Source organism: Streptomyces sp. NPDC059582 (assembly GCF_042735715.1).
In the GTDB taxonomy this organism is placed as follows: Bacteria; Actinomycetota; Actinomycetes; order Streptomycetales; family Streptomycetaceae; genus Streptomyces.
In genome coordinates, this window is sequence record NZ_JBHWCC010000057.1 from 35,267 (window position 1) to 59,336 (window position 24,070).

22 protein-coding genes are annotated in these 24,070 nt (G+C 74.0%); 21 read left to right on the plus strand and 1 reads right to left on the minus strand.

What is annotated here, in order from left to right; translation table 11 throughout:
• Positions 1–100: 100 nt before the first annotated feature.
• The 10 genes from ACFV0T_RS34630 (at position 101) to ACFV0T_RS34675 (ending at position 14,112) form a co-directional block, all read left to right on the plus strand.
• The gene (locus ACFV0T_RS34630) at positions 101–688 is read left to right on the plus strand and encodes an ArsR/SmtB family transcription factor (protein ID WP_385788190.1); all 588 of its coding nucleotides are present in this window, start codon (positions 101–103) and stop codon (positions 686–688) included.
• Between the two features lie 188 nt (positions 689–876).
• Positions 877–2,166: an MFS transporter gene (locus tag ACFV0T_RS34635; protein WP_385788251.1), complete on the plus strand. Its 1,290-nt coding sequence runs from the start codon at positions 877–879 to the stop codon at positions 2,164–2,166.
• A gap of 324 nt (positions 2,167–2,490) precedes the next feature.
• Positions 2,491–3,429 (plus strand): alpha/beta hydrolase family protein, encoded by a 939-nt coding sequence (locus ACFV0T_RS34640; RefSeq protein WP_385788192.1) that lies wholly within the window; start codon positions 2,491–2,493, stop codon positions 3,427–3,429.
• 259 nt (positions 3,430–3,688) lie between these two features.
• Positions 3,689–7,144, plus strand: coding sequence for a LuxR C-terminal-related transcriptional regulator (locus ACFV0T_RS34645; protein ID WP_385788194.1), 3,456 nt, complete (start codon positions 3,689–3,691; stop codon positions 7,142–7,144).
• Between the two features lie 188 nt (positions 7,145–7,332).
• Positions 7,333–8,589 carry a helix-turn-helix domain-containing protein gene (locus ACFV0T_RS34650; protein ID WP_385788197.1) on the plus strand — a complete coding sequence of 419 codons (1,257 nt, stop codon included), beginning with the start codon at positions 7,333–7,335 and terminating at the stop codon, positions 8,587–8,589.
• Between the two features lie 521 nt (positions 8,590–9,110).
• Positions 9,111–10,019 carry an ABC transporter ATP-binding protein gene (locus tag ACFV0T_RS34655; RefSeq protein WP_385788200.1) on the plus strand — a complete coding sequence of 303 codons (909 nt, stop codon included), beginning with the start codon at positions 9,111–9,113 and terminating at the stop codon, positions 10,017–10,019.
• Complete coding sequence (locus ACFV0T_RS34660; protein WP_385788202.1) at positions 10,016–10,810, plus strand: ABC transporter ATP-binding protein; 795 nt, start codon at positions 10,016–10,018, stop codon at positions 10,808–10,810. The genes ACFV0T_RS34655 and ACFV0T_RS34660 overlap by 4 nt, the downstream gene beginning before the upstream one ends.
• Entirely contained in the window at positions 10,807–11,697 is an 891-nt protein-coding gene (locus ACFV0T_RS34665) for a branched-chain amino acid ABC transporter permease (protein WP_385788205.1), read from the plus strand. The genes ACFV0T_RS34660 and ACFV0T_RS34665 overlap by 4 nt, the downstream gene beginning before the upstream one ends.
• Positions 11,690–12,853: a branched-chain amino acid ABC transporter permease gene (locus tag ACFV0T_RS34670; RefSeq protein WP_385788208.1), complete on the plus strand. Its 1,164-nt coding sequence runs from the start codon at positions 11,690–11,692 to the stop codon at positions 12,851–12,853. Before ACFV0T_RS34665 ends, ACFV0T_RS34670 begins: the two co-directional genes overlap by 8 nt.
• Positions 12,850–14,112, plus strand: coding sequence for an ABC transporter substrate-binding protein (locus ACFV0T_RS34675; protein WP_385788211.1), 1,263 nt, complete (start codon positions 12,850–12,852; stop codon positions 14,110–14,112). Before ACFV0T_RS34670 ends, ACFV0T_RS34675 begins: the two co-directional genes overlap by 4 nt.
• Before the next feature lie 63 nt (positions 14,113–14,175).
• Here the strand turns inward: ACFV0T_RS34675 and ACFV0T_RS34680 are convergent, their stop codons facing one another.
• Positions 14,176–14,811, minus strand: coding sequence for a TIGR03085 family metal-binding protein (locus ACFV0T_RS34680; RefSeq protein ID WP_385788213.1), 636 nt, complete (start codon positions 14,809–14,811; stop codon positions 14,176–14,178).
• A gap of 198 nt (positions 14,812–15,009) precedes the next feature.
• Here ACFV0T_RS34680 and hisI point away from each other — a divergent pair, with 198 nt between their 5' ends.
• From hisI to lgt, 11 genes are all read left to right on the plus strand, one after another.
• Positions 15,010–15,402, plus strand: a complete 393-nt coding sequence (gene hisI / locus ACFV0T_RS34685; RefSeq protein ID WP_385788216.1) for a phosphoribosyl-AMP cyclohydrolase — start codon at positions 15,010–15,012, stop codon at positions 15,400–15,402.
• Positions 15,403–15,413: 11 nt separating this feature from the next.
• Positions 15,414–16,892, plus strand: a complete 1,479-nt coding sequence (locus ACFV0T_RS34690; protein WP_385788219.1) for an anthranilate synthase component I — start codon at positions 15,414–15,416, stop codon at positions 16,890–16,892.
• Between the two features lie 52 nt (positions 16,893–16,944).
• Positions 16,945–17,595: a TIGR02234 family membrane protein gene (locus ACFV0T_RS34695; protein WP_385788222.1), complete on the plus strand. Its 651-nt coding sequence runs from the start codon at positions 16,945–16,947 to the stop codon at positions 17,593–17,595.
• 213 nt (positions 17,596–17,808) lie between these two features.
• The gene (locus ACFV0T_RS34700) at positions 17,809–18,057 is read left to right on the plus strand and encodes an HGxxPAAW family protein (protein ID WP_385788225.1); all 249 of its coding nucleotides are present in this window, start codon (positions 17,809–17,811) and stop codon (positions 18,055–18,057) included.
• Positions 18,058–18,153: 96 nt separating this feature from the next.
• On the plus strand, positions 18,154–18,600 hold the full coding sequence (locus ACFV0T_RS34705) for a DUF2752 domain-containing protein (RefSeq protein WP_385788228.1): 447 nt from the start codon (positions 18,154–18,156) through the stop codon (positions 18,598–18,600).
• 178 nt (positions 18,601–18,778) lie between these two features.
• Positions 18,779–19,588, plus strand: a complete 810-nt coding sequence (gene trpC, locus ACFV0T_RS34710; protein WP_385788231.1) for an indole-3-glycerol phosphate synthase TrpC — start codon at positions 18,779–18,781, stop codon at positions 19,586–19,588.
• A gap of 22 nt (positions 19,589–19,610) precedes the next feature.
• Positions 19,611–19,784: a tryptophan biosynthesis modulator TrpM gene (trpM, locus tag ACFV0T_RS34715; protein WP_385788234.1), complete on the plus strand. Its 174-nt coding sequence runs from the start codon at positions 19,611–19,613 to the stop codon at positions 19,782–19,784.
• 110 nt (positions 19,785–19,894) lie between these two features.
• Positions 19,895–21,181, plus strand: coding sequence for a tryptophan synthase subunit beta (gene trpB, locus ACFV0T_RS34720; RefSeq protein WP_385788237.1), 1,287 nt, complete (start codon positions 19,895–19,897; stop codon positions 21,179–21,181).
• On the plus strand, positions 21,178–22,014 hold the full coding sequence (trpA, locus tag ACFV0T_RS34725) for a tryptophan synthase subunit alpha (protein ID WP_385788240.1): 837 nt from the start codon (positions 21,178–21,180) through the stop codon (positions 22,012–22,014). The genes trpB and trpA overlap by 4 nt, the downstream gene beginning before the upstream one ends.
• Before the next feature lie 87 nt (positions 22,015–22,101).
• Positions 22,102–22,878, plus strand: a complete 777-nt coding sequence (locus tag ACFV0T_RS34730) for a DsbA family protein (RefSeq protein WP_385788242.1) — start codon at positions 22,102–22,104, stop codon at positions 22,876–22,878.
• Positions 22,879–22,960: 82 nt separating this feature from the next.
• Positions 22,961–24,022: a prolipoprotein diacylglyceryl transferase gene (gene lgt, locus ACFV0T_RS34735; RefSeq protein ID WP_385788245.1), complete on the plus strand. Its 1,062-nt coding sequence runs from the start codon at positions 22,961–22,963 to the stop codon at positions 24,020–24,022.
• Positions 24,023–24,070: the final 48 nt, after the last annotated feature.

A 24,070-nucleotide genomic window follows, 5' to 3' on the forward strand; every position in this document is an offset into this window, starting at 1 on the left:
CCGGTCACTGGGTGGCCGGGGCTTCGCTTCGCCCAGATAGGAAAGAGAAGTTGCGCAAAATGCGTTGCGCAACTTTTCCTTCGTATCTACGGTGGGGTGCATGACAGCCAAGGGGAGCCGTCCCATCACGGACGTGGGCACGCTCAAGGCACTGGCGCATCCACTGCGGATGCGGCTGTACCGGGGGTTGTGCGTGGCGGAGAAGGCGACCGCGTCGCAGCTCGCCGAGCAGGTCGACGAGGCCGTCTCGCTGGTCAGCTACCACCTGCGCAAGCTCGCCGAGCACGGGCTGATCGAGGAGACCGAGGCGCAGAGCGCGGACGGCCGGGAGCGGTGGTGGCAGCCCTCCTCGGAGGGGGTCACCGTCCGCGACCGGGACTTCCGGGACGAGCCCGACCGGGCGGCGGCGCACCTGGCGGCCACCCGGCTCTTCCACGACCAGCGCGCCGAGATGTACCGCCGCTACCTCGACGAACGCGCCACCTGGGGGCCCGAGTGGAACGCCGCCGCCCCCGACAGTGAATCCCTGTTCCGGCTGACCGCGGCGGAACTGGACGGACTCCGCGAGGAGTTGCTCGCCCTGGTCAGGAAGTACGACGAGAAGGGCCGGGCGGCCGAGGCCGCCGGCGACACCGAAGGGCGCGAGTCCGTCGCCGTGCACGTGTACGGATTCCCGTTCCGTCTCTGAGAGGACGACCTCCCGTGACCGCCACGCCCGGCACGACCGCCACGCCCGGCACGACCGCCCCGGGTTCGACCGCCACGTCCGGCACGCCTGGTGCGACCGGCACGCGCGCGGCCCCGGCCGAAGGCACCTCCCGCCCGGCCCACCGCGACGGCAACGTCCTGCGCTGGCTCGGTGCCTACACCGCGTCCATGGTGGGCGACAACGTCTACTACCTCGCGCTGTCCTGGGCCGCCGTCCAGGCCGGGACCCCCTCCCAGGCCGGACTGGTGATGGCCGTCAGCGCCGTGCCGCGCGCACTGCTCATGCTGGGCGGCGGTGTGGTCGCCGACCGGTTCGGGCCGCGCCGGGTCGTCATCGGCAGCGACGCCGTGCGCTGTGCGGCCGTCCTCGCGGTCGCCGCCGTGCTGTTCGCGGCCGGCCCCGGACTGTGGCCGCTGGTCGTGCTCGCCGTGGTCTTCGGGATCGTCGACGCCGTCTTCATGCCCGCGGTGGGCGCGCTCCCGGCGCGGGTGACCAGCCGGGACCAGCTCGCCCGCGTCCAGGGCATGCGCGGTCTCGCGATCCGCTTCGCCAACGTCGTGGGCGCGCCGCTCGGTGGCCTGGGAGTGGCCCTGGGCGGAGCGGCGGGGGCGTTCGGCCTGGCGGGACTGCTGATCGCGGTGTCCGTGCCGCTGCTGGTGTCCGTGCGGATGAGGGACCTGACGACGGATGCGGGTGCCGAGGGTGACGCCGGGGTGCCTGGTGCGTCTGGTGCGGCCAGTTCGTCTGGTGCGTCTGATGCGATTGGTGCGTCGGGTGCGACCGGTGTGCTCGGTGCGCCCGATCCGGATCAGGGCTCCACCGTCGTCCAGGAGGCGGTTCCGCCCGGCAGCCCCTGGCGGGACCTCCGCGACGGGCTGCGCTACATCCGCCGGCACCGCGTCCTCGCGCCGCTTCTCGTCGCCATCGCCCTCGGCGAACTCGGCTTCGTCGGACCGCTGAACGTCGGGCTCACCCTGCTGGCCGACCAGCGCGGCTGGGGAGCCTCCGGCATGGGCGCCGTGCTGGCCGGGTTCGGGGCCGGTGCGGGAATCGCCGGCCTGCTGCTGACCGTACGGGGGCGCTTGCCGCACGCGGCGCGGGTCGCCGCGGCGGCGATACTGTGCGGCTCGGTCGCGATCGGCGCGCTCGCCTTCGTACCGAGTCTGCCCGCGGCCGTCGGTGTGGCCCTCCTCGTCGGTCTGCTCGCCGGGCTCAGCGGCGCCCTGTGCGGCGCGCTGCTCCAGACCCAGACCGAGCCCGCCTACCTGGGCCGCGTCAGCTCCGTCGCGGGCACCGTCAGCCTCGGCCTCGTGCCGCTCAGCATGCCGGTGAGCGCGGCCGCCATCGGCTGGTGCGGCACCGGGCCCGTCTTCGTCACCAGCGCGGCGGTCTGCGGCCTCGGCGGCGTGGTCGTCCTGTGCTCCGGCGCGCTGCGCCGCGCCCAACTGCCGGGCTGAGTCCGCGTGCGGTCGCGGGACCGCTCAGCGTGCGGTTGCCGGGCTGACCCCGCGCCCCGCTGCCCGGCTGAACCGGTCCTGACGGATCCCACGGCGCTCGGACGGTCGGGCCCTCGGACGGTCGGGTGGTCCGGTCGGTTGGGCTCGGGGACGGTCGAGTGGTCCAGGCAGCTCGGGTGGTCGGGTGGTCGGTTGAGGCTGCCGGAACCGGTGGTTCTGCCGATGCGTGGCTCCGAAGCCGCGCCGCACAGTTGCCGCTGTCAGCCGAACGAGGCGCGGCCCGCCGCACGGCCGTCGCCGCGCCCTCCATTCGAGGAGCCCCACATGGCACAGCAGCAGACACAGCTGCACAGCGAACCGGCCCCGGGCGGACCGCGGGTGAGCCGGACCAGCGCGCGTCTGACCCGGGCGGTGCTCGCGACCCTGCTCGCCGCGGGCGGTCTGGTCACCGCGCAGACCGTCGGCGCGCAGGCCGCCGACAACCCCTACGAACGCGGGCCGGCGCCGACGCAGTCGAGCATCGAGGCGGCGACCGGGCCGTACGCGGTGTCGCGGTCGACCGTGTCGTCCGCGAGCGTCACCGACTTCGGCGGGGGCACCATCTACTACCCCACGTCCACCGGCGACGGCACCTTCGGCGCGGTGGCCGTCTCGCCCGGCTACACCGGAACGCAGTCGTCGATCTCCTGGCTCGGACCGCGCCTGGCCTCCCAGGGGTTCGTGGTCTTCACCATCGACACCCTCACCACCCTCGACCAGCCGGACAGCCGGGGCCGCCAGCTCCTCGCCGCCCTGGACCACCTCACGCAGCGCAGCTCTGTGCGCGCCCGGATCGACAGCAGCCGCCTGGGCGTGATCGGGCACTCCATGGGCGGTGGGGGCACACTCGAAGCCGCCAAGACCCGGCCCTCGCTCCAGGCGGCGATCCCGCTCACCCCGTGGGACCTCGACAAGACCTGGCCCGAGGTGCGGACCCCGACGCTGGTCTTCGGCGCGGACGGCGACACCGTCGCGCCCGCCGGCCAGCATGCCGAACCCTTCTACCAGAGCCTGCCCGGCTCCCTGGACAAGGCGTACCTGAAGCTGAACAACGCGACGCACTTCACGCCGATCTCGTCGAACACCACCATCGCGAAGTACAGCATTTCCTGGCTCAAGCGGTTCATCGACAACGACACCCGCTACGAGCAGTTCCTGTGCCCGCTGCCCCAGCCGAGCATCACCATCGAGGAGTACCGGGGCAACTGCCCGCACACCTCCTGACCCCTCGTCACCGTCTCCGTCGTCGACACCGCTCGTCATCGTTCGCTCCGGCACCCCCGCACGGCGGCGTCCGCGTCCTCGCGGCCGCCGCCGTCGCGTGTGCGGCCGCACAAGGATGGCTCGCGCCCGGTAGGAGCGTGCCCAGCGCGAACCCCGGCCGGCAGGCACGTTTCCCGAGGTCGCACGGCCCTCAGGGGCCTGTCCGGGGCTCCCGGGCGCCTGGTTCCGCCGTCGGTTACGCGGTCGTAACCTGACCGCCGTGACCGGACAGCAGATCCCCCCACGTCCGCTCCGCCCGCCCAGACTCCACGGCCGGAGCGCGGAACTGGAAGCCGTAGCGGCGCTGTTGGCCCGCCTGCGGGCCCACCGCGGCGGCGCCCTCGTCCTCAGCGGCACCCCCGGCCTCGGCCGCACCGCGCTGCTGGCCCAGGTCAGCCGCAGCTTCGACGACGGCACCGTATGGCACACCCGGGCGACCCCGGCCGAGCGCCGCATCCCGTACGGCGGACTGCACGCCCTGCTCAGCACCGGAGCCGCGGGCCTTCCGCTGCGGGCCCTGCGGGTGCTCGGGGCCGGCCTCGAACCGGCCGCGCTGCTGGAGCTGCTGGGCGAGCGGGCCGCCGGGCGGCCACTGCTCCTGTGCGTGGACGACGTACACCTGTGGGACGGGCCGTCCCGCGCGGCCCTCGGATTCGTCGCCCGGCGGCTGGACACGGTGCGCCCCATCGGGCTGCTGCTGTCCGCGGCGGCCCGCGGCGGCCCGGACGACGAACTCGCCGGGCTGCCCCTGGTACGGCTCGGCCCGCTCGACCCCGCCGCGGCGAACGCCCTGGCGGACGAACTCGCTCCGCGCGCCCTCGATCCCGCCGTCCGCCGGGAACTGGTCCGCGGGACGGCGGGCAACCCGCGGCTGCTGAGCGACGTACTTGCGGGGCTGAGCCTCCGGCAGCTCGGCGGCGATGTGCCGCTGCCGAGTCCGCTGGTCGCGCCCGAGGTCCTGGTACGGGCCTGCGGGGCGGGCCCCGGCGACCTGCCGCCCGGCACCCGGCTGCTCCTGCTGCTGGCCGCGGCCGCGCAGGAACAGGACCCGTACGGGCACGGAGCTGACCTCGTCCTCGTCCTGCGGGCGGCCGGTGCCGCCGGGGTCGGCCGCGCGCAGCTCGGCGAGGCCGAGGACGCCGGGCTGCTGCGCGTCGCGGGGGAGCGCGTGGTGTTCGCCGGTGAGCCGTTGCGCCGTGCCGTCCATGACGGGGTGTCACGCTCCCGGCGCCGGCAGGCGCACACCCTGCTGGCGCTGGCGCTCGCCGGTGACCGGCGGCGGCTGCCGCGCCTGGTGCACCGGGCGCTGGCCGCGCCGGGCCCCGACCCGCGCCTCGCCGCCGAACTCGCGTCCACCGCGGAGGACGACCCGGGCCGGACCCACGCCGAACGGTCCGTGGCCCTGGAACACGCGGCCGTCCTCACGGAACACGACGGAGCCCGGGTCGCGCGGCTCGCCGCCGCGGCGGACCACGCCCGGCTGGCCGGCCGACCGGCCCGGGCGCGCGAGCTGCTGACCGCGGCCCGGCCGTGGCCGGCCCACGACGCGGTACGCGGCCGGGCCGAACTCGTCCGCGGGCTGCTCGAACTACAGGACGGCCCGGTCGCCGACGCCTGCGAGGCGCTGCGGCTGGCGGCGGACCTGATGGCCCCCTACGACCCGCCACGCACCGACGCGGCGCTGCTCGCCGGCCTGGAGGCGGCGTGGGCGGCGGGCGACGCGGAGACCTATCTACGGATCACCGCGTGGCACGGGCCTGCCCGCACCCCGGCGCCCGCCGACCGGTCGGCTCCGGCGGGCCCGGCCGACCGGTCAGGTCCGGCGGACCCGACTGACTGGTCCGGTCCCGCCGGTCCTGCTGGTCCTGCCGGTCCTGCTGGTCCTGCTGGTCCCGTTGGTCCCGTTGGTCCTGCCGGTTCCGGCGTCCGGTCCGGTGTTGTCGGCCTGTCGGGTTCTGACGGTGCTTCCGGTCCCGGGGATCCCTTCGGCCGGGCCGACCGGTCCGGTTCCGCAGGCATGTCGGGTCCCGCCGGTCCCGCCGGTTCTGCCGGTTCTGCTGGTCCCGTTGGTCCTGCCGGTTCCGGCGTCCGGTCCGGTGTCGTCGGCCTGTCGGGTTCTGACGGTGCTTCCGGTCCCGGGGATCCCCTCGGCCGGGCCGACTGGTCCGGTTCCGCAGGCATGTCGGGTCCCGCCGGTCCCGCCGGTCCCGTCGGTCCCGCCGGTACCGTCGGCCAGTCCGGGCCCGGGGGCCGGTCCGTCGCCGTCGGTCCACATGGTGTGGTCGCGTCTCGCGCGCCGGGTTCTTCGTCGTTCGGCGGGGCCGGGGACGTCGTCCTGTTGGGCGGGGCTTCGGGCGGCGGGGCGGCCGTGCCGGCGCGGATGTTCGTCGAGGAGTACCGCGGCGGCATGGCGGACCTGCTGAGCGGACGGACCGCGCGGGGCAGGCACGTGCTCCGCCGGCTCGTCGCGCGGGGTGAGCACGCGGGCGACCCCGGGCTGCTGGTGTGCGCCGGTGCCGCGGCCCTGGTCGTGGGCGACCTCGCGGCCGCGTGCCGGGTGCACGCACGGGCGCTCGCCGTCGCGCGGGCACACGGCCACGCCACGCTCGTACCGCTGGCTTTGGAGCGGCTGGCGTACGGCGAGTTACGGGCCGGTCGGCACCTCCGGGCCCGGGTGCACGCCGAGGAAGGACTGCGCGCCGCCCTGCGCACGGGACAGCGCAACATCGCCGCGCACCAGCACGCCGTACTCGCGCTGGTCGCGTCCCTGGAGGGGGACACCGACACGGTGGCCGAGCATGCCGCCGCCTGCTCGGCCATCGCCGACGCGCACGGCCTCACCCTGGCCGCCACGCTCGCCCAGTGGGCCCTGGCCCGGACCGACCTGAGCCGGGGCCGGGCTCCCGAGGCGGCGGCCCGCCTCGGTCCCGTGGTGCGGCCCGGTCCGGGCGCCGGCCACTTCGCGGTACGGATGCTCGCCGTGCCCTGTTACGTCGAGGCGGCCGTCCTGGCCGGTGAACCGGACGCCGCGCCCGCGGTGGTCGACGAGTTCGCCGGCTGGGCGGAACAGCGCATCGACGCCGCCGCCCCGGCCCTGCTCGCGCGCTGCCGCGCCCTGCTGTGGACCGTCGAGGGCAGGGCCGAACCCGGCGACGACGATCGCACCGGCGCCCACCCTGCGGAGGCCTGCTACGCCGAGGCGCTGGCCCGCCACGACCTGGTGGGCGGCGATTTCGAACGCGCCCGTACCCAGCTGCTGTTCGGCAACTGGCTGCGGCGCAGGCGACGGCCGGGCGAGGCCCGGGGCCGGCTGCGCGACGCCCTGGTCGCGTTCGAACGCTGCGGAGCCCGCGCCTGGGCCCAGCAGGCCCGCGCCGAGCTGCGTGCCACCGGTGAGGCCCCGGCGGCGGCCGACTCCGGCGGGCCGCTGACCCGGCTGACCCCGCAGCAGCAGCGGATCGCCCGTTTCGTCGCGGAGGGCGCGACCAACCGGGAGGTGGCGATGCGGCTCTCGGTGAGCCCGCGCACCGTCGACCACCATCTGCGCAATGTGTTCGCCCTCCTCGGGGTGCGCTCGCGCATGGAACTGGCACGGCTCGTCGACCGCGAGGACGCGCCCGCCGCGCCTCCCCGGGAGCCCGACCCGGCACGGCACGAGATCCCGCTGCGGGAGTGAGCCGGGCACACCAGGAGCGACGGGCGCGGGGCACCGGGCGGCGGCCCGCTGGGGGGAATTTGGCTCGCACCCTGGGGACCGACCGGACGGTATGCCATCCTTCGGGACCAAGGACTGCTCCGGAGCCGCCGGCGGGGGACGAACGCCGCGCTGCGCACCGGTGCGAACCGACCCGGTGGAGGACCGCGATGCCGAACGCCGTACGAGCCCGTGTCCGGGTGGTGCCCGAGCTGCCGCCCCCCTCTGCGCCCCTGCGTTCCTCCGTCGACGCGGAAGCCCTCGCCGTGCTGCACCGTGCGGCCGCCGTCCTGATGGACGACCTCCCCGAACTCACCGACCGGCTGGTCGCCGTGCTCCAGGAACAGGAACCGGCCTACCGCGCGGCCCTCGAATCCGACCCCTCCGGCCTGTGGCAGGAGGTGCACCGCTCGCTGCGCCACAACGTCGGCTCGCTGCTGCGCCCCAGAGAGTCCCGGGACGCCGCCCGCCGCTGCTCCTGGCGGATCGGCGCCGAACGGGCGGAGCAGGGACTGCCGTTGGACGCGCTGCTGCACGCCTTCCGGCTCGGCGGAGCCCTGGTGTGGCGCGGGCTCGTCGAGGAGGCCGCGCGGCGCGACCCGGACGACGTACGCCTGCTCGTGCACGTGGCCTCCGACGTGTGGAACTTCGTCGACGAGCACAGCACCCTGGTCGCCGACGCCTACCGGCAGGTGGAACGGCAGCTCGCCTGGCGCCGCGAGAACCGGCAGCGGCTGATGACCACCGCCCTCCTCGACGGTACGACCCGCATCGCCGACCTCCCGGACGTCGCCGCCGCACTGGATCTGCCGGAGCACGGCAGGTACGCGGTGGTGAGCGTGGCCGCCGCCCACCCGGCCGCCCACACCGGCATCCGGCTGCTGTCCGTGCCACCGGGCATGCGGGTGCACTGGCACACCGGCGCGGACGCGGAACACGGCATCGTCCATCTCGGCGAGGGCGAGCCGGCCGACCTGGTCGAGCGGGTGACCGTGCCCGTCGGGTCCCGGGTCGGCATCAGCCGCGCCGTGGACGGCCTCGCGGCGGTCGGTGACGCGCGCCGGTTCTCCGAGACCGCGCTGCGTGCCTGCCCGGAGGCCGGCGGCACCGTCCTGCTCGACGAGCATCTGCCGGCGGCGCTGCTGGTGTCCGCGCCCGCCCTCGGCGCGGCGCTCGTCCACCGGGTCCTGGGACCGCTGCTGAGCCTCGATCCGGGCGACCGGGACCTGTTGCTGGACACCGTCAGCGCCTGGCTCGACAGCGACGGCTCCGCCCAGCGCGCGGCGACCCGGCTGTACTGTCACCGCAACACGGTCCTCAACCGGCTGCGGCGGTTCGAACAGCTCACCGGCCGCTGCCTCACCCGGCCCGCGGACGTCGTCGACACCTCCCTCGCCCTGACCGCCCGGCGCCTGCTCGGCAGCTGACCCCACCGCGGCGGCCCACCGCCACGACGCCCGACGACGCCCGACGACGCCCCGAGCGGACGCATTCCCGGCCGCGCCCCACCGACGCGGCCGGCACCACCCCCGCTTCCCCCACTTCCCCCAATTCCCCCACTTCCCCCAATTCCCCCACTCCCCCAATTCCCCCACTCCCGCCGACACCCACGGCCGCCCCCGACGGTCCCGGCTCACCTGCCCGTCGCCCCCGACACGCAGGCGCCCCGGTCCGGACACGCAGGCGCCCCGGCCCCGGGCCGGCCCACGGGTCCCACCGCCGGATGCGCGGCCGTCACCTCCCGCGTCCCACCCCCATCAGAGACCACACGAAGCGGACGCCCGGCTGCCGCGTCAAGCACGGGTCGCTGGGCAGCGGCACAAGCCTGCGCCTCCGAGGCTGGGAGCGGGTCCTGTGCCGTCGCCGCACGCTGTACGCGGCGCGGTGCGCGTGCTCTCGTAGGGCCACTTCCCCCGTATGTCCGCGTCGTGCGGAACGAGGAGTCGTGATGCCCTCTCTGTCATCGGACGGTGCCCGGCAGGACATACCCCTGCCCGGCGGACCGGCCGCCCCCGACGACCCGCCCCCGGACGGGTCGTCGGTGCTGCGCGTGCGCGATCTCGACGTGGCCTACGGGCGCGCCCTGACCGCGTTGCGCGGCGTCCGCCTGGACGTGCCCGCGGGCGGCGCCGTCGCCCTGCTCGGCGCCAACGGCGCGGGCAAGAGCACCCTGTTGCGCTCGATCTCCGGCACCCTGCGGCTGCACCGCGGCGCGATCACCGCGGGCAGCGTCCACTACGGCGGACTGCGCCTGAACGGACAGGACCCGGTGGCCGCCGTGCGCGCCGGTGTCGTACAGGTTCCCGAAGGCCGCAGGGTGTTCGCCGGACTCACCGTGGACGAGAACCTGCGGGCCGGGGGACTGGGCCTGGGCCGCCGGGCCCCGGCGGTCGTCGGGGCCGCCCGCGAACGGGTCTTCGGACTGTTCCCCCGGCTCGCGGAACGCCGTGGGCAGCGCGCCGGACTGCTGTCCGGCGGCGAGCAGCAGATGCTCGCCATCGGGCGGGCCCTGATGGCCGCACCCCGGCTGCTGCTCCTCGACGAACCGTCACTCGGCCTGGCACCGCTGATGGTCGAGCGCATCGCCGAGGTGATCCGGGAGATCAACGGCCAGGGCACCTCGATCCTGCTCGTGGAACAGAACGCCGCGATGGCCCTGGCGCTCTGCGAGCACGCGTACGTCCTCGAAGTGGGCGAGGTGCGCCTCAGCGGCCCGGCCGCCGAACTGGCCGCGACCGACGCCGTACGCCGCCTGTACCTGGGGGAGGACGCGGCCCCGCAGCCGGCGGACCCCGACCCCGGGCCCACCACCGCCGACGAGCGGGACACCCCGGCGCACGGGCAGGGCGCCGTATGAGCACCTCGCCCCCGCCCCTCCACGTGGACGACGTCACGGTCAGGTTCGCCGGGCTGATCGCGCTGGACTCCGTCGGCTTCACCGTCGCCCCCGGCAGCGTGCACGCCCTGATCGGGCCCAACGGAGCGGGTAAGTCGACCTGTTTCAACGTCGTGTCGGGGCTCTGCCGGCCCGCGCAGGGCGGGGTGCGGCTCGGTGAGCGCGAACTCACCCGGCTGCCCCCGCACCGGATCGCCCTGCTCGGCGTCGCCCGTACCTTCCAGAACATCGTCACCACGGCGGGCACCGTCGGCGACAACCTGATGCTCGGCCGGCAGGCCCTGTGCCGCGCGGGCTTCACGGCGACCGCCCTACGCCTGCCCAGCACCGTGCGCGAGCAGCGGGAGCACCGCGCCCGGGCCCGCGAGATCGCCGAACTCGTCGGCCTGGGAGCCCTGTTCGACACCCCGGTCGCCCTGCTGTCCTACGGCGACCGCAAACGGGTCGAGCTCGCCCGCGCCCTGTGCCTGGAGCCACGGGTGCTGCTGCTCGACGAACCGGTGGCGGGCATGAACTCCGGCGAACGCGCCCGCACCGTCGAGGTGGTGCGCACGGTCCGCGCCGAACTGGGCCTGTCCGTGCTGCTGGTGGAGCACGACATGGGCATCGTCATGCGGCTGGCCGACGAGGTCACCGTCCTCGACTTCGGCCGCCGGATCGCCGCCGGCACCCCGGACCAGGTCCGCCAGGACCCCGAGGTGCGCCGCGCCTACCTCGGCACCCCGACCACCCCCCAGGAGCACATCGCATGAGCACCGCCCTGGACACCGCGCTGAACGGGCTCGCCCTCGGCTCGGTCTACGCCCTGGTCGCCCTCGGCTTCGTCATCATCTTCAAGGCGTCGGCGGTGGTGAACTTCGCGCACGGCTCCCTGCTGCTGCTCGGCGGCTATCTGACCGCCGTGCTGCACGAGCGGCTCGGCTTCGCGGGCGCCCTCGCCCTCGCGGTGCTCGCCACCGCGGCCGCCGCCGGACTGATCGACGCGCTGCTGCTGCGCCGCGTCGACCCGAGCGCCGCGCACGTGCTGACCATCGTCACCATCGGCGTCGACATCCTGCTGATGACCGACCTCACCCGCCGGATCGGCGGGGACCTGCTCGCCCTGGGCGACCCCTGGGGCTCCGACGTGACCCGGCTCGGCCCGGTCACCGTCGCCGACAGCCGGATCGCCTCGATCCTGGTGTCCGTGGTCGTCATCGCGGCCGTCTTCGCCGTGTTCCGGTTCACCCGGTGGGGCCTGTCCCTGCGCGCCGCCGCCGAGGACCACGAGGCCGCCGCGCTGATGGGCATCAGGCTCGCCCGGATCCGCACCCTCGCCTGGTGCCTGGCCGGCGCGCTCGCCGCGCTCGCCGCCGTCTTCCTGGCCGCCTTCCCGGCACCCGGCCTGGAACGCACCACCGGACAGATCGCGCTGAACGCCTTCCCCGCCGCGATCCTCGGCGGCATGGCCTCACCGCCCGGCGCGCTCGCCGGCAGCCTGCTGATCGGCGTCACCGAGGCGCTGGCGGCCGGCTACCAGTCCGAACTCTCCGCGCTCGGCGAGGGCTTCGGCGACGTGGTGCCGTACGCCGTGATGGTGCTGGTGCTCCTCGTCCGGCCCGCGGGTCTCTTCGGAAGCCGGGAGGCGGCCCGTGTCTAGGCGTGCCGTCGCGGCCGTCGCGGCCGTCCTCCTGCTCTGCGCCCTGCCCTTCTACCTGGGCGCGTTCTGGCTCCAGGTCGGACTGTTCTCGATGGCCGCCGCGCTCGGCGCCGTCGGACTCACCCTGCTCACCGGAACCGCGGGCCAGCTCTCCCTCGGCCACGCCTTCTTCCTCGCGGTCGGCGCCTACGGATACGTCTGGCTGGCCGGCGAACCCGGACCGGGCCTGCCGCCCCTGCTCGCCCTGGTACTGGCGGTGTGTCTCAGTGGCGTGGTGGGCGGGCTGTTCAGCCCGGTCGCCGGCCGGGTGCGTGGTGTCTACCTCGGCGTCGCGACCCTCGCCCTGGTCTTCCTCGGCCACCATGTGATGCTCAACGCCGACTCCCTCACCGGCGGTTTCAACGGCCGGTCCGTGCCGCCCCTGTCCGTCGGTGGCTTCACCTTCACCGCGACCGATCCGCAACTGACCCTGCTGGGCGTTCCGTTCGGCGCCGAGGAGCGCCTGTGGTACCCGGCGCTGGCGCTGCTGGGCCTCGGCTGGTTCGCCGCCCGCAACCTGTTGAACGGCCGTCCCGGCCAGGCCCTGACCGCGCTGCGCGACAGCGAGACCGCCGCGGCCGTACTGGGCGTCCCGGTCGCCCGCCGGCGCTCGGCCGCCTTCGTGGTCTCCTCCATGTACGCGGGCCTGGCCGGGGTCCTGCTCGCGCTGGTCTTCCGCAGGATCGTGCCGGACTACTTCGGCCTCACCCTGTCCATCGACTACCTTGCGATGATCGTCATCGGCGGCCTCGGCTCGGTGGCGGGCGCCGCCGCGGGAGCCGTCTTCGTCACCGCGCTGCCGCTGCTCATGGCCCGGTACGCCGACCAGTTGCCGCTGGTCGCGGCGCCCGGCGCGCCGGGCCACGCGGTGGGCCCCACCGAGGCCTCGCGCTACCTGTACGGCGCCGCCGTCGTCCTCGTCCTGCTCTTCGCCCCCGACGGGCTCAGCGGACTCGCCCGGCGCGCCGGCGCGCTGGTCCGACGCCGCCGCACCGGCCCCCCGGCCTCGCCGGTTGACGCCGCCGCCCGGCCCGACTCCGCCGACTCCTCCTCCCCGGCCTCCTCACCCACGGCCGCGTCCGCACCGGATCAACGACCCAAGGAGCGCACCTCGTGAACAGCACGGGACGCACAGCACTCGCCACGACCCTCGCCGCCCTGCTGCTGGCCGGTGTCGGATGCAGCAGCAAGGCCGCCGACTCTGGCGGGAAGGCCGCCGCGGACGGGGTGAAGACCGGCCCCGGCGTCACCGCCGACACGATCAAACTGGGCGCGCTCACCGACCTCAGCGGCCCCTACGCCACCCTCGGCAAGAGCATCGTCCAGGCCCAGCAGATGTGGGCCGACGAGACCAACAAGGGCGGCGGGATCTGCGGGCGCAAGGTCGAGATCGTCGTCCGCGACCACGGCTACGACGTCCAGAAGGCCGTGGCCGCCTACACCGAGATCTCCCCGAACGTCCTGGCGCTGCCCCAGGTCATCGGCTCGCCCGTGGTCGCCGCCCTGCTCGACGACGTCGAAAGCGACCACATGCTCACCTTCCCGCAGGCCTGGGCCGCCTCCCTGCTCGGCAAGCAGGCCGTCCAGGTGCTCGGCACCACGTACGACATCGACATGGTGCGCGCCGTCGACTTCCTCACCCGCACCCAGGGCGTGCGCAAGGGCGACAAGATCGGTCACGTCTACTTCGAGGGCGACTACGGCAACAACGCCCTGCAGGGCTCCACCTGGGCCGCGAAGCAGGCCGGCCTCACGGTCGTCGGACAGAAGATCAAGGCCACCGACACCGATCTGTCGGCGCAGGTCACCGCCCTGCGCAAGGCCGGGGTCAAGGCGATCCTGATCAGCGCGGGTCCCAGCCAGACCGCCTCCCTGGTGGGCGTCGCCGCCTCGCGCGGGCTGAAGGTCCCGGTCGTCACCAGCGCCCCCGGCTTCGCCCCGCAGCTGCTCAAGACCCCGGCGGCGCCCGCGCTGATCGCCATGCTGCACGTCGTCAGCGCGGCCCCGCCGGTCAGCTCCGACCTGCCGGCCGTCAAGAAGATGGTCGCCTCGTACCAGAAGAAGTACCCGGGTGAGCTCGTCGACGCGGGCACCCTCTCCGGCTACAACGCGGCCGAGCTGATGGGCCGCGACCTGACGGCCGCCTGCCGGGCCAAGGACCTCAGCCGGGAGGGCCTGGTGAAGGCGCACCGCACGCAGAAGGCGGTGGACAACGGCCTCGGCACCCCGGAGGACTTCTCCGACGCGGCCCGCCCGGCGGGCACGGCCGTCTACGTGACCAAGCCGGACACCCAGGCCGTCGGCGGCACCGTGCTGGTCGAGGACGCCCGCACCCTGCCCGCGGAACAGGAGTACCTGGACTCGCCCAAGCAGTGACCCCCGGCCGCGTCCGGTCCGCGGGGCCGCTCACCGAGCCGCCCCGCGGGCCGCGCGCCCGCCTCAGATACCCAGCTCCGGGGATTCGTGCAGTCGGGTGATGGCGTCCTTGTCGCCGTCCAGCTCCACCTCGGCGGCGCTCTGCCGGCCGTACGTGAACAGCAGCAGCTCCGACGGCTCGCCGGTCACCGTCACCACCGGCGTGCCCTTGTGCGCGACCGACGTCTGGCCGTCCGGGCGGCGCAGCACCAGCCCGGTCGGCGCCCCGCGGCCCATCAGCCGGGCCGTCCGCTCCAGCCGGGACCACAGGGCGTCCTGGAACACCGGGTCGAGCTCACGGCGGGCCCAGTCGGGCTGGGCACGGCGGACGTCCTCCGTGTGGACGTAGAACTCCACCGTGTTCGACGCCTCGTCGATCTGCTTCAGGGCGAACGGCGAGAAGCGCGGCGGGCCGGTGCGGATCAGCTGGATCAGTTCCTCGTACGGCTTGGCCGCGAACTCCTCCATCGTCCGCTCCAGCCGGGACGCGAGCTGCTTGACGAGGATGCCGCCGGCGGCGTCGGGGCGGCGTTCCCGGACCACCACATGGGCGGCCAGATCGCGGGTCACCCAGCCCTCGCACAGGGTGGGGGCCTCGGGACCGGCGGTTTCCAAGAGGTCGGCGAGCAGAAGCCGTTCACGCTTGGCAAAGGTCGACATACCGTCAGCCTACGACCGCCCGCCCGGTCCGCCCACCCGTCACCGCCCGCCGACAGGCCGCCCGCCGGGTCCGTCCGTCCGTCTCCGCCCACCGCGAGGCCGCCCACCGGGACGGCCCCCTCACCCGCCCGCCCGCCGCCCGTTCCGGTCGGTGGACGCCGCGTCGGGTACCGCCCGCCGCGCGGCACAATGGCACTCATGACCAGTACGCCCCCGCCCAGCAGCCTCGACCCCGAGATCGCCGCCCGCCTCAAGCGCGGCGCCGACGGACTCGTGCCCGCCATCGCCCAGCAGTACGACACCGGAGAGGTGCTCATGCTCGGCTGGATGGACGACGAGGCGCTGCACCGCACCCTGACCACCGGACGCTGCACGTACTGGTCCCGCAGCCGCCAGGAGTACTGGGTCAAGGGCGACACCTCCGGCCACTTCCAGTGGGTCAGGTCCGTCGCCCTCGACTGCGACGCCGACACCGTCCTGGTCAAGGTCGACCAGGTCGGCGCCGCCTGCCACACCGGGGCGCGGACCTGCTTCGACGAGGACGTACTGGTCGCGGACGCCGATTCCGGCGTACGGGCCGCGGATCAGTAGGGTCAGCCGCCATGGACCTCGAGACCTTCCGCAAGCTGGCCACCGACCGCCGTGTCATCCCGGTCACCCGCAAGCTCCTCGCCGACGGCGACACCCCGGTCGCGCTGTACCGCAAGCTCGCCGCCGAGCGCCCCGGCACCTTCCTGCTGGAGTCCGCGGAGAACGGACGGTCCTGGTCCCGCTACTCCTTCGTCGGCGTCCGCAGCTCCGCCACGCTCACCACGCGCGACGGCCAGGCCCACTGGCTCGGCACCCCGCCCGTCGGCGTCCCCGTCGACGGGGACCCGCTCGCCGCGCTGCGCGCCACCATCGAGACCCTCCACACCCCGGGCCAGGACGACCTGCCGCCCTTCACCGGCGGCATGGTCGGCTACCTCGGCTACGACATCGTCCGCCGCCTGGAGAAGATCGGCCCCGGCGGGCGCGACGACCTCCGGCTGCCCGAGCTGACCATGCTCCTGACCAGCGACCTCGCCGTCATGGACCACTGGGAGGGCTCCGTCCTGCTGATCGCCAACGCGATCAACCACAACGACCTCGACACCGGCGTCGACGACGCCCACGCCGACGCCGTGGCCCGCCTGGACGCCATGGAGGCGGATCTCTCCCGCGCGGTCGTCCAGCCGCCCGCCGTGCTCCCGCCGTCCGAACTCCCCGAGTACAGCGCCCGGTGGGGCGGCGAGGACTTCCGGGCGGCCGTCGAGGACGTGAAGGAGCGCATCCGGGCCGGCGAGGCATTCCAGGTCGTCCCCTCGCAGCGCTTCGAAACGCCGTGCACGGCCAGCGCGTTGGACGTCTACCGGGTCCTGCGGACCACCAACCCCTCCCCGTACATGTACCTGTTCCGCTTCGACGGGTTCGACGTCGTCGGCTCCTCGCCCGAGGCCCTGGTCAAGGTCGAGGACGGGCAGGCCATGGTCCATCCCATCGCCGGCACCAGGCACCGCGGGGCGACCCCGCAGGAGGACCAGGCCCTCGCCGACGAACTGCTCGCCGACCCCAAGGAGCGCGCCGAGCACCTCATGCTCGTCGACCTCGGACGCAACGACCTCGGCCGCGTCTGCGAGCCCGGTTCGGTCGAGGTCGTCGACTTCATGTCCGTCGAGCGGTACTCGCACGTGATGCACATCGTCTCGACGGTCACCGGGCGGGTCGCGGCGGGCCGTACCGCCTTCGACGTGCTCACCGCCTGCTTCCCGGCCGGCACCCTGTCCGGCGCGCCCAAGCCGCGCGCGATGCAGATCATCGACGAACTCGAACCGTCCAGGCGGGGGTTGTACGGCGGCTGCGTCGGCTACCTCGACTTCGCGGGCGACTCCGACACCGCCATCGCCATCCGTACGGCCCTGCTGCGCGACGGGACCGCCTACGTCCAGGCCGGGGCCGGCATCGTCGCCGACTCCGACCCGGTCGCCGAGGACACCGAGTGCCGCAACAAGGCGGCGGCGGTGCTGCGCGCCGTGCACACGGCGAACCGGCTGGGCGAGTAGGGCGCGGATCACGTGAGCCCCGGGTGACGGTTCGCCCGGGGTTCAGGCGATAGTGGACTACGTGACTGCTGTTCCTCACCCTCGTGCCCAAGCCGCCGCGCCCGCCCGGTCCGGCCGCCGGAGCCTCGCCGTCGCCCTGCTGAGCGGGTCGCTCGGCGCCGCCGTGGCCCTGCTCGCCACCCGGCAGCGCTGGTCGCAGGGCACCGCGACGGTCGCCGGCGGTGACTTCCCGCTGACCGTCAGGGGCAGCGACGTCACCGGCGTCCCCGCGGCGCTGGCGATAGTCGGCCTCGCCGCGCTCGTCGCCGTGTTCGCCGTCCGCAAGGCCGGACGACTGCTGGTCTCCGCGCTGCTCACGCTCTCCGGCGCCGGCATCGTCGCCGCGGCCCTGCTCGGCGCCTCCGACGGCTCCGCCCTCGACGAGAAGGCCGCGGAGGCCTCCGGCGACACCTCGGCCGCCGTGGACGTCTTCACCCACACCGCGTGGCCGTACGTCACCGCCGCGGGCGGCGCGCTCATCCTCCTCGCCGGACTGCTGGCCCTGCGCTACGGCCCGCTGTGGCCCGTGATGTCCGGCCGTTACGAGCGCGACGGCACGCCCCGGCCGCGCCGCGCCGCGCCCGCCGTCGATCCCGACCGGCCGGAGGACCTCTGGAAGGCGCTGGACCGGGGCGAGGACCCGACCGGCGCCGGACCCGCCTAGACGGGCCCGCGGCCGGTCGGCGGGCCGCACCCTCCGGTCCCGGTGCCGGTTCCCGGTCCCGGTTCCCGATCCCGGCCCCCGGCCGCGAAGTGGTGAATCATTGAGGGGACGGGAGCCACCCCCGCTCACGGCGGACGTGCGGGTACGGGACAATGGACCTCGAGCGTCCGACTCAGACACGTACAACACGTACACAGCAACGAGGAGCAAGTCATGGCGGGCAGCAGCCACGGTCACACCCCGGCCGCCTGGACCGGTGTCATCATCGCCTTCATCGGTTTCTGCGTCGCCGGCGCCTTCATGGTGATGGCGCAGCCGGCGGGCTTCTGGGCCGGCATGGCGATCATCGTCTTCGGCGGTGTCGTCGGCGGTGCGATGCGCGTCATGGGCATGGGCCAGCCGAAGGCGACCCCCCTCGTGGTCCAGTCCAAGACCCGCGAGCCGGCGGGCGTCGAGAGCTGAGCGCCGCACCACCCGGTACGCCGTAGAGGGGCGGATCCGACGCCGGTGAGGCGCGGATCCGCCCCTCACGCGCGTCCAGGGCCCGCGCGGGGCAGAATGCGAGGCGTGAACGCCGACAGCCAGCCGATGCGCAGCGCTCGTCCGGGAACCGCCGCGGGACGGCTGGCCGTACCCGCCGGCGTCCTCGCGGCCGTCGTGGGCGCCTTCGCCTACGTCGGCGCCGTGGACCCCAACGAGCCCGGCCACTACCCCGTCTGCCCGCTGCTGCGCCTCACCGGCGTCTACTGCCCCGGCTGCGGCGGCCTGCGCAGCGCCCACGCCTTCGTCCACGGGGACCTCCTGGCGGCGCTCCAGGACAACGCGGCGGCCGTGCTCGGCTATCTGGGGTTCGCCGTGCTGTGGACCGTCTGGGTGGTCCGCGCGGTGCGCGGACGGCCGCTGCGGATCGACCTCGGGCCGGCCCAGCTGTGGACGCTGGGCGCGTTGCTGCTGGTCTTCACCGTTGTCCGGAACCTGCCGTTCGGTGACCGGCTCCATCCTTGATCGGTTGGCGAACGTCCAGGTAGCGGGACCGGCGTCAACCGGATGTGAGGCCTACGCCTTCCTCCGGATACCATCGCAGTGACCATGGGTTTCGCCCATCGCGACCGTTCGAGCGGCGGGTCGGGGCGCAAGCCCCCAACCGCTTGAAGAGTCAACCGTCAGGAAGGGGGCCGCTCGCGTGAGTGTGCTCGACGAGATCATCGACGGAGTCCGTGCCGACCTCGCGGAGCGGCAGGCGCGCGTCAGCCTCGACGAGCTCAAGGAGCGCGCGGCCAAGGCCCGTGCCGCGAAGGACGGCGTGGCCGCGCTGCGCGGCGAGGGTGTCAAGGTCATCTGCGAGGTCAAGCGCTCCAGCCCGTCCAAGGGCGCGCTGGCCGCGATCGCCGACCCGGCGGCCCTGGCCGCCGACTACGAGGCGGGCGGCGCGGCCGTCATCTCCGTGCTGACCGAACAGCGCCGCTTCGGCGGCTCGCTGGCCGACCTGGAAGCGGTCCGCGCCCGGGTGGACATCCCCGTGCTGCGCAAGGACTTCATCGTCACGGCGTACCAGCTGTGGGAGGCGCGCGCGTACGGCGCCGACCTCGCCCTGCTGATCGTCGCGGCCCTCGACCAGCCGGCCCTGGAGTCCCTCATCGAGCGCGCCGAGTCCATCGGGCTCACGCCCCTCGTCGAGGTGCACGACGAGGACGAGGTCGAGCGCGCGGTGGACGCGGGCGCCAAGGTCATCGGCATCAACGCGCGCAACCTGAAGACCCTGGAGGTCGACCGCTCGACGTTCGAGCGGGTCGCCCCCGAGGTCCCGCCCCACATCGTCAAGATCGCCGAGTCCGGCGTCCGCGGACCGCACGACCTCATCGCGTACGCCAACGCGGGCGCCGACGCGGTCCTGGTCGGCGAGTCCCTGGTCACCGGCCGCGACCCGAAGGCCGCGGTCTCCGACCTGGTGGCCGCGGGCGAGCACCCCGCGCTGCGGCACGGACGGGACTGACACCCCGGTAGGCTTGGCTCCGATGACTCCGACGACCCCCGCCACGACCTCGGACCGGTACGCCCGCCTCGCGCGCGGCTGCCGCCCGCGCGGCTGCCGCGCTCCGGCCCGCCGGGTCCACGGCCGCAGGGTCCGCTACGTCATCGGAGACGAACCGGGGCAAGTGAACGGCATGCGATGGCAGCGGCCGACCTGAGGGGCGCGGGGAACTACGCGCCAAGAAACTGACGGCCCGCAGTCGACCGACAATCCCCGCCCCCCACGGCGATCAGTGTCTTTTCCGCACACTCACCGTGAGGTACTGGCATGCCCAGCGAACACTTCTTCCCTGACCCGGAGGGTCAAATTCCCAGCGCCGAGGGGTACTTCGGCGCGTTCGGCGGCAAGTTCATCCCGGAGGCGCTCGTCGCCGCCGTGGACGAGGTCGCCGTCGAGTACGACAAGGCGAAGGCCGACCCCGAGTTCGCGCGCGAGCTCGACGACCTCCTCGTCCACTACACCGGCCGGCCCAGTGCCCTCACCGAGGTGCCCCGGTTCGCCGAGCACGCCGGTGGCGCCCGGGTCTTCCTCAAGCGCGAGGACCTGAACCACACCGGCTCCCACAAGATCAACAACGTGCTGGGCCAGGCCCTGCTCACCCGGCGCATGGGCAAGACCCGTGTGATCGCCGAGACCGGCGCAGGCCAGCACGGCGTCGCGACCGCCACCGCCTGCGCGCTGTTCGGTCTCGAATGCACCATCTACATGGGCGAGATCGACACTCGGCGCCAGGCCCTCAACGTGGCCCGGATGCGCATGCTCGGTGCCGAGGTCGTCGCGGTGAAGTCCGGCAGCCGGACCCTGAAGGACGCCATCAACGAGGCCTTCCGGGACTGGGTCGCCAACGTCGACCACACCCACTACCTGTTCGGGACCGTCGCCGGACCCCACCCCTTCCCGGCCATGGTCCGCGACTTCCACCGGGTCATCGGCGTCGAGGCCCGGCGTCAGCTCCTGGAGCGCGCGGGCCGGCTGCCCGACGCGGCCGTGGCCTGCGTCGGCGGCGGCTCCAACGCCATCGGCCTCTTCCACGCCTTCATCCCGGACGCGGGCGTCCGCCTCGTCGGCTGCGAGCCCGCCGGGCACGGCGTCGAGACCGGCGAGCACGCGGCGACCCTGACCGCGGGCGAGCCCGGCATCCTGCACGGTTCGCGCTCCTACGTCCTGCAGGACGACGAGGGCCAGATCACCGAGCCGTACTCGATCTCGGCCGGTCTGGACTACCCGGGCATCGGCCCCGAGCACTCCTACCTCAAGGACATCGGCCGCGCCGAGTACCGCGCGGTCACCGACGACGCGGCCATGCAGGCGCTGCGCCTGCTGTCGCGGACCGAGGGCATCATCCCGGCCATCGAGAGCGCCCACGCCCTCGCCGGCGCCCTGGAGGTCGGCAGGGAACTCGGTCCGGACGGACTGATCGTGATCAACCTGTCCGGCCGCGGCGACAAGGACATGGACACGGCCGCGCGCTACTTCGACCTGTACGACACCGACGCCGACGTGGCCGCGGACGCCGACGCGGACGTCGCCGAGATCGAGGGGGACGCCAAGTGAGCGCGACCGCACCGACGGGCGGAAACGGTCAGCTGCTGACCGACACCCTCGCCGCCGCCAAGGCGGAGGGCCGTTCGGCCCTCATCGCCTACCTCCCGGCCGGGTTCCCCACCGTGGACGGCGGCATCGAGGCGATCAAGGCCGTCTTCGACGGCGGCGCCGACATCGTGGAGGTGGGCCTGCCGCACAGCGACCCGGTCCTCGACGGCCCCGTCATCCAGACCGCCGACGACATCGCCCTGCGCGGCGGCGTCAGGATCGCCGACGTGATGCGCACGGTGCGCGAGGCGCACGCGGCGACCGGCAGGCCCGTCCTCGTCATGACGTACTGGAACCCGATCGACCGCTACGGCGTCGAGCGCTTCACCGCCGAGCTCGCGGAGGCCGGCGGGGCCGGGGCGATCCTGCCGGACCTGCCGGTGCAGGAGTCGGCGCTGTGGCGGGAGCACGCCGAGAAGCACGGCCTCGCGACCGTCTTCGTCGTGGCGCCCAGCAGCAAGGACGCGCGGCTCGCCGAGATCACCGCGGCGGGCAGCGGCTTCGTCTACGCCGCCTCGCTGATGGGCGTCACCGGCACCCGCGCCTCGGTGGGCGCCCAGGCCGAGAACCTGGTCGAACGTACCCGGGCGACCGGCACCGACCTGCCGGTCTGCGTCGGCCTCGGTGTGTCGAACGCGGCGCAGGCCGCCGAGGTGGCCGCTTTCGCCGACGGAGTGATCGTCGGTTCGGCCTTCGTCAAGCGGATGCTGGACGCCCCTGACGAGGCGGCCGGCCTCGACGCCGTCCGCGCGCTCGCGGGCGACCTGGCGAAGGGCGTCCGCGGACAGGCGTGACGTACGGGACATTCCGTACGAGTCACTCGAACGGGTGGACCTGGCACCGGGGAGGCGCGCTGCGCCTCCCCGGTTCGTTCTGCGGGTGTGAGCGAGAACAACCGTGAGGGAAAGCGCACCGCACGCGAGCGGCTGGCGGTCGAGCGCGAGAAACAGAAGGCCTCGGAGAAACGCCGACGGACCCTGATCGTGGGCGCGAGCGTCCTGTGCGTCCTGGGTCTGGCGGCGGTGATCGGGGTCGTCGCCGCGAACGCGGGCAAGGACACCGGCAGTGACGACGCGGGCCCGGTCGTGGCGCCCTCGGGCGCGCAGGGCAAGGACAGCCTCGCCATCCCGGTCGGCAAGGAGAGCGCCAAGTCGACGCTCACCGTCTGGGAGGATTTCCGCTGCCCGGCCTGCAAGGCCTTCGAGGCGGCGTACCGCCCGACCGTCCACGAGCTGACCGACGCCGGCCAGCTGAAGGTGGAGTACCACCTGGCCACCCTCATCGACGGCAACCTGCGCGGCAGCGGCTCCCGCAACGCGGCCAACGCCGCGGCCTGCGCCCAGGACGCCGGGAAGTTCCCCGCGTACCACGACGTGCTGTACGAGAACCAGCCCGAGGAGACCGACGACGCCTTCGCCGGCAACGCCCGGCTGATCGAGCTCGCGGGCAAGGTCGACGGTCTCGACACGCCCGAGTTCCGCCGCTGCGTCGAGGACGGCACGCACAACAGCTGGGTCGAGAAGTCGAACCAGGCCTTCCAGGCGGGCGATTTCGGCGGCACGCCGACCGTGTTGCTCAACGGCAAGAACATCTACCAGGACCAGACGATGACGCCGCAGAAGCTGAAGCAGATGGTGCAGGAGGCGGCCAAGGGGTGAGTGATTCTCACCGCCCTGTTATGGAGCCGTAGCCGGGCTGCCTGCCGTGGGCCCGGTCCGGCACGGTAGCGTCGACCCTGCCATGGATATCGCCTACATTCCCAGCCCGTCACGCGGAGTGCTGCACCTCGGCCCCGTTCCGCTGCGCGGCTACGCGTTCTGCATCATCATCGGCGTCTTCGTAGCCGTCTGGCTCGGCAACAAACGCTGGATCGCCCGCGGCGGTCGGGCCGGCACGGTGGCCGACATCGCGGTCTGGGCCGTGCCCTTCGGTCTCGTCGGCGGCCGGCTCTACCACGTGATCACGGACTACGAGCTGTACTTCAGCGAGGGCCGTGACTGGGTGGACGCCTTCAAGGTCTGGGAGGGCGGCCTCGGCATCTGGGGCGCCATCGCGCTCGGCGCGGTCGGCGCGTGGATCGGCTGCCGTCGCCGGGGCATCCCGCTGCCCGCCTACGCCGACGCCATCGCCCCCGGCATCGCCCTCGCGCAGGCGATCGGGCGCTGGGGCAACTGGTTCAACCAGGAGCTGTACGGGCGGTCCACCGACCTGCCCTGGGCGCTGAAGATCACCTCGTCGACGGACGGCAGGGTCCCGGGCACCTACCACCCGACGTTCCTGTACGAGTCCCTGTGGTGCGTCGGCGTCGCCGTCCTGGTCATCTGGGCCGACCGGCGCTTCCGGCTGGGCCACGGCCGGGCGTTCGCCCTGTACGTCGCCGCGTACTGCGTGGGCCGCGGCTGGATCGAGTACATGCGCGTGGACGACGCCCACCACATCCTGGGGCTGCGTCTGAACGACTGGACCGCGCTGGTCGTGTTCCTGCTCGCGGTGCTGTACATGGTGCTGTCGGCGAAGAAGCGGCCCGGACGGGAAGCGGTGGTCGAACCCGGCGCCGGGACCGACGCCGGGACCGGGACGGCGGACAAGGCCGAGACCGCGGACACGGACGAGACGGCCGACAAGCCCGAGGCGGGGGACAAGTCCGCGTCGGCGGACGAGGCCGAGGACCTGGACCCGGGCGAGGGCGAGGCGGAGGTCCCGTCCGAGGCCGGGTCGGCCGACGAGCCCACGGACGCGTCCACGGACGCCCCGGCGGCGGACGTGAAGGACGAGGCCGGGTCGGCGGCCAAGAAGAGCTGACCGCCGGACGTACGACGACGAGGGCGCCCGGGCCGCACGGCCCGGGCG

Coding starts and splice junctions, on each gene's coding strand:
- ACFV0T_RS34690 (WP_385788219.1), top strand. CDS start 15,414: ATGGACCTCGAGACCTTCCGCAAGCTGGCCACCGACCGCCGTGTCATC.
- ACFV0T_RS34635 (WP_385788251.1), top strand. CDS start 877: ATGGTGGGCGACAACGTCTACTACCTCGCGCTGTCCTGGGCCGCCGTC.
- ACFV0T_RS34665 (WP_385788205.1), top strand. CDS start 10,807: ATGAGCACCGCCCTGGACACCGCGCTGAACGGGCTCGCCCTCGGCTCG.
- ACFV0T_RS34640 (WP_385788192.1), top strand. CDS start 2,491: ATGGCACAGCAGCAGACACAGCTGCACAGCGAACCGGCCCCGGGCGGA.
- ACFV0T_RS34700 (WP_385788225.1), top strand. CDS start 17,809: ATGGCGGGCAGCAGCCACGGTCACACCCCGGCCGCCTGGACCGGTGTC.
- ACFV0T_RS34630 (WP_385788190.1), top strand. CDS start 101: ATGACAGCCAAGGGGAGCCGTCCCATCACGGACGTGGGCACGCTCAAG.
- ACFV0T_RS34660 (WP_385788202.1), top strand. CDS start 10,016: ATGAGCACCTCGCCCCCGCCCCTCCACGTGGACGACGTCACGGTCAGG.
- ACFV0T_RS34705 (WP_385788228.1), top strand. CDS start 18,154: ATGCGAGGCGTGAACGCCGACAGCCAGCCGATGCGCAGCGCTCGTCCG.
- ACFV0T_RS34650 (WP_385788197.1), top strand. CDS start 7,333: ATGCCGAACGCCGTACGAGCCCGTGTCCGGGTGGTGCCCGAGCTGCCG.
- lgt (WP_385788245.1), top strand. CDS start 22,961: ATGGATATCGCCTACATTCCCAGCCCGTCACGCGGAGTGCTGCACCTC.
- hisI (WP_385788216.1), top strand. CDS start 15,010: ATGACCAGTACGCCCCCGCCCAGCAGCCTCGACCCCGAGATCGCCGCC.
- ACFV0T_RS34680 (WP_385788213.1), bottom strand. CDS start 14,811: ATGTCGACCTTTGCCAAGCGTGAACGGCTTCTGCTCGCCGACCTCTTG.
- ACFV0T_RS34655 (WP_385788200.1), top strand. CDS start 9,111: ATGCCCTCTCTGTCATCGGACGGTGCCCGGCAGGACATACCCCTGCCC.
- trpB (WP_385788237.1), top strand. CDS start 19,895: ATGCCCAGCGAACACTTCTTCCCTGACCCGGAGGGTCAAATTCCCAGC.
- trpM (WP_385788234.1), top strand. CDS start 19,611: ATGACTCCGACGACCCCCGCCACGACCTCGGACCGGTACGCCCGCCTC.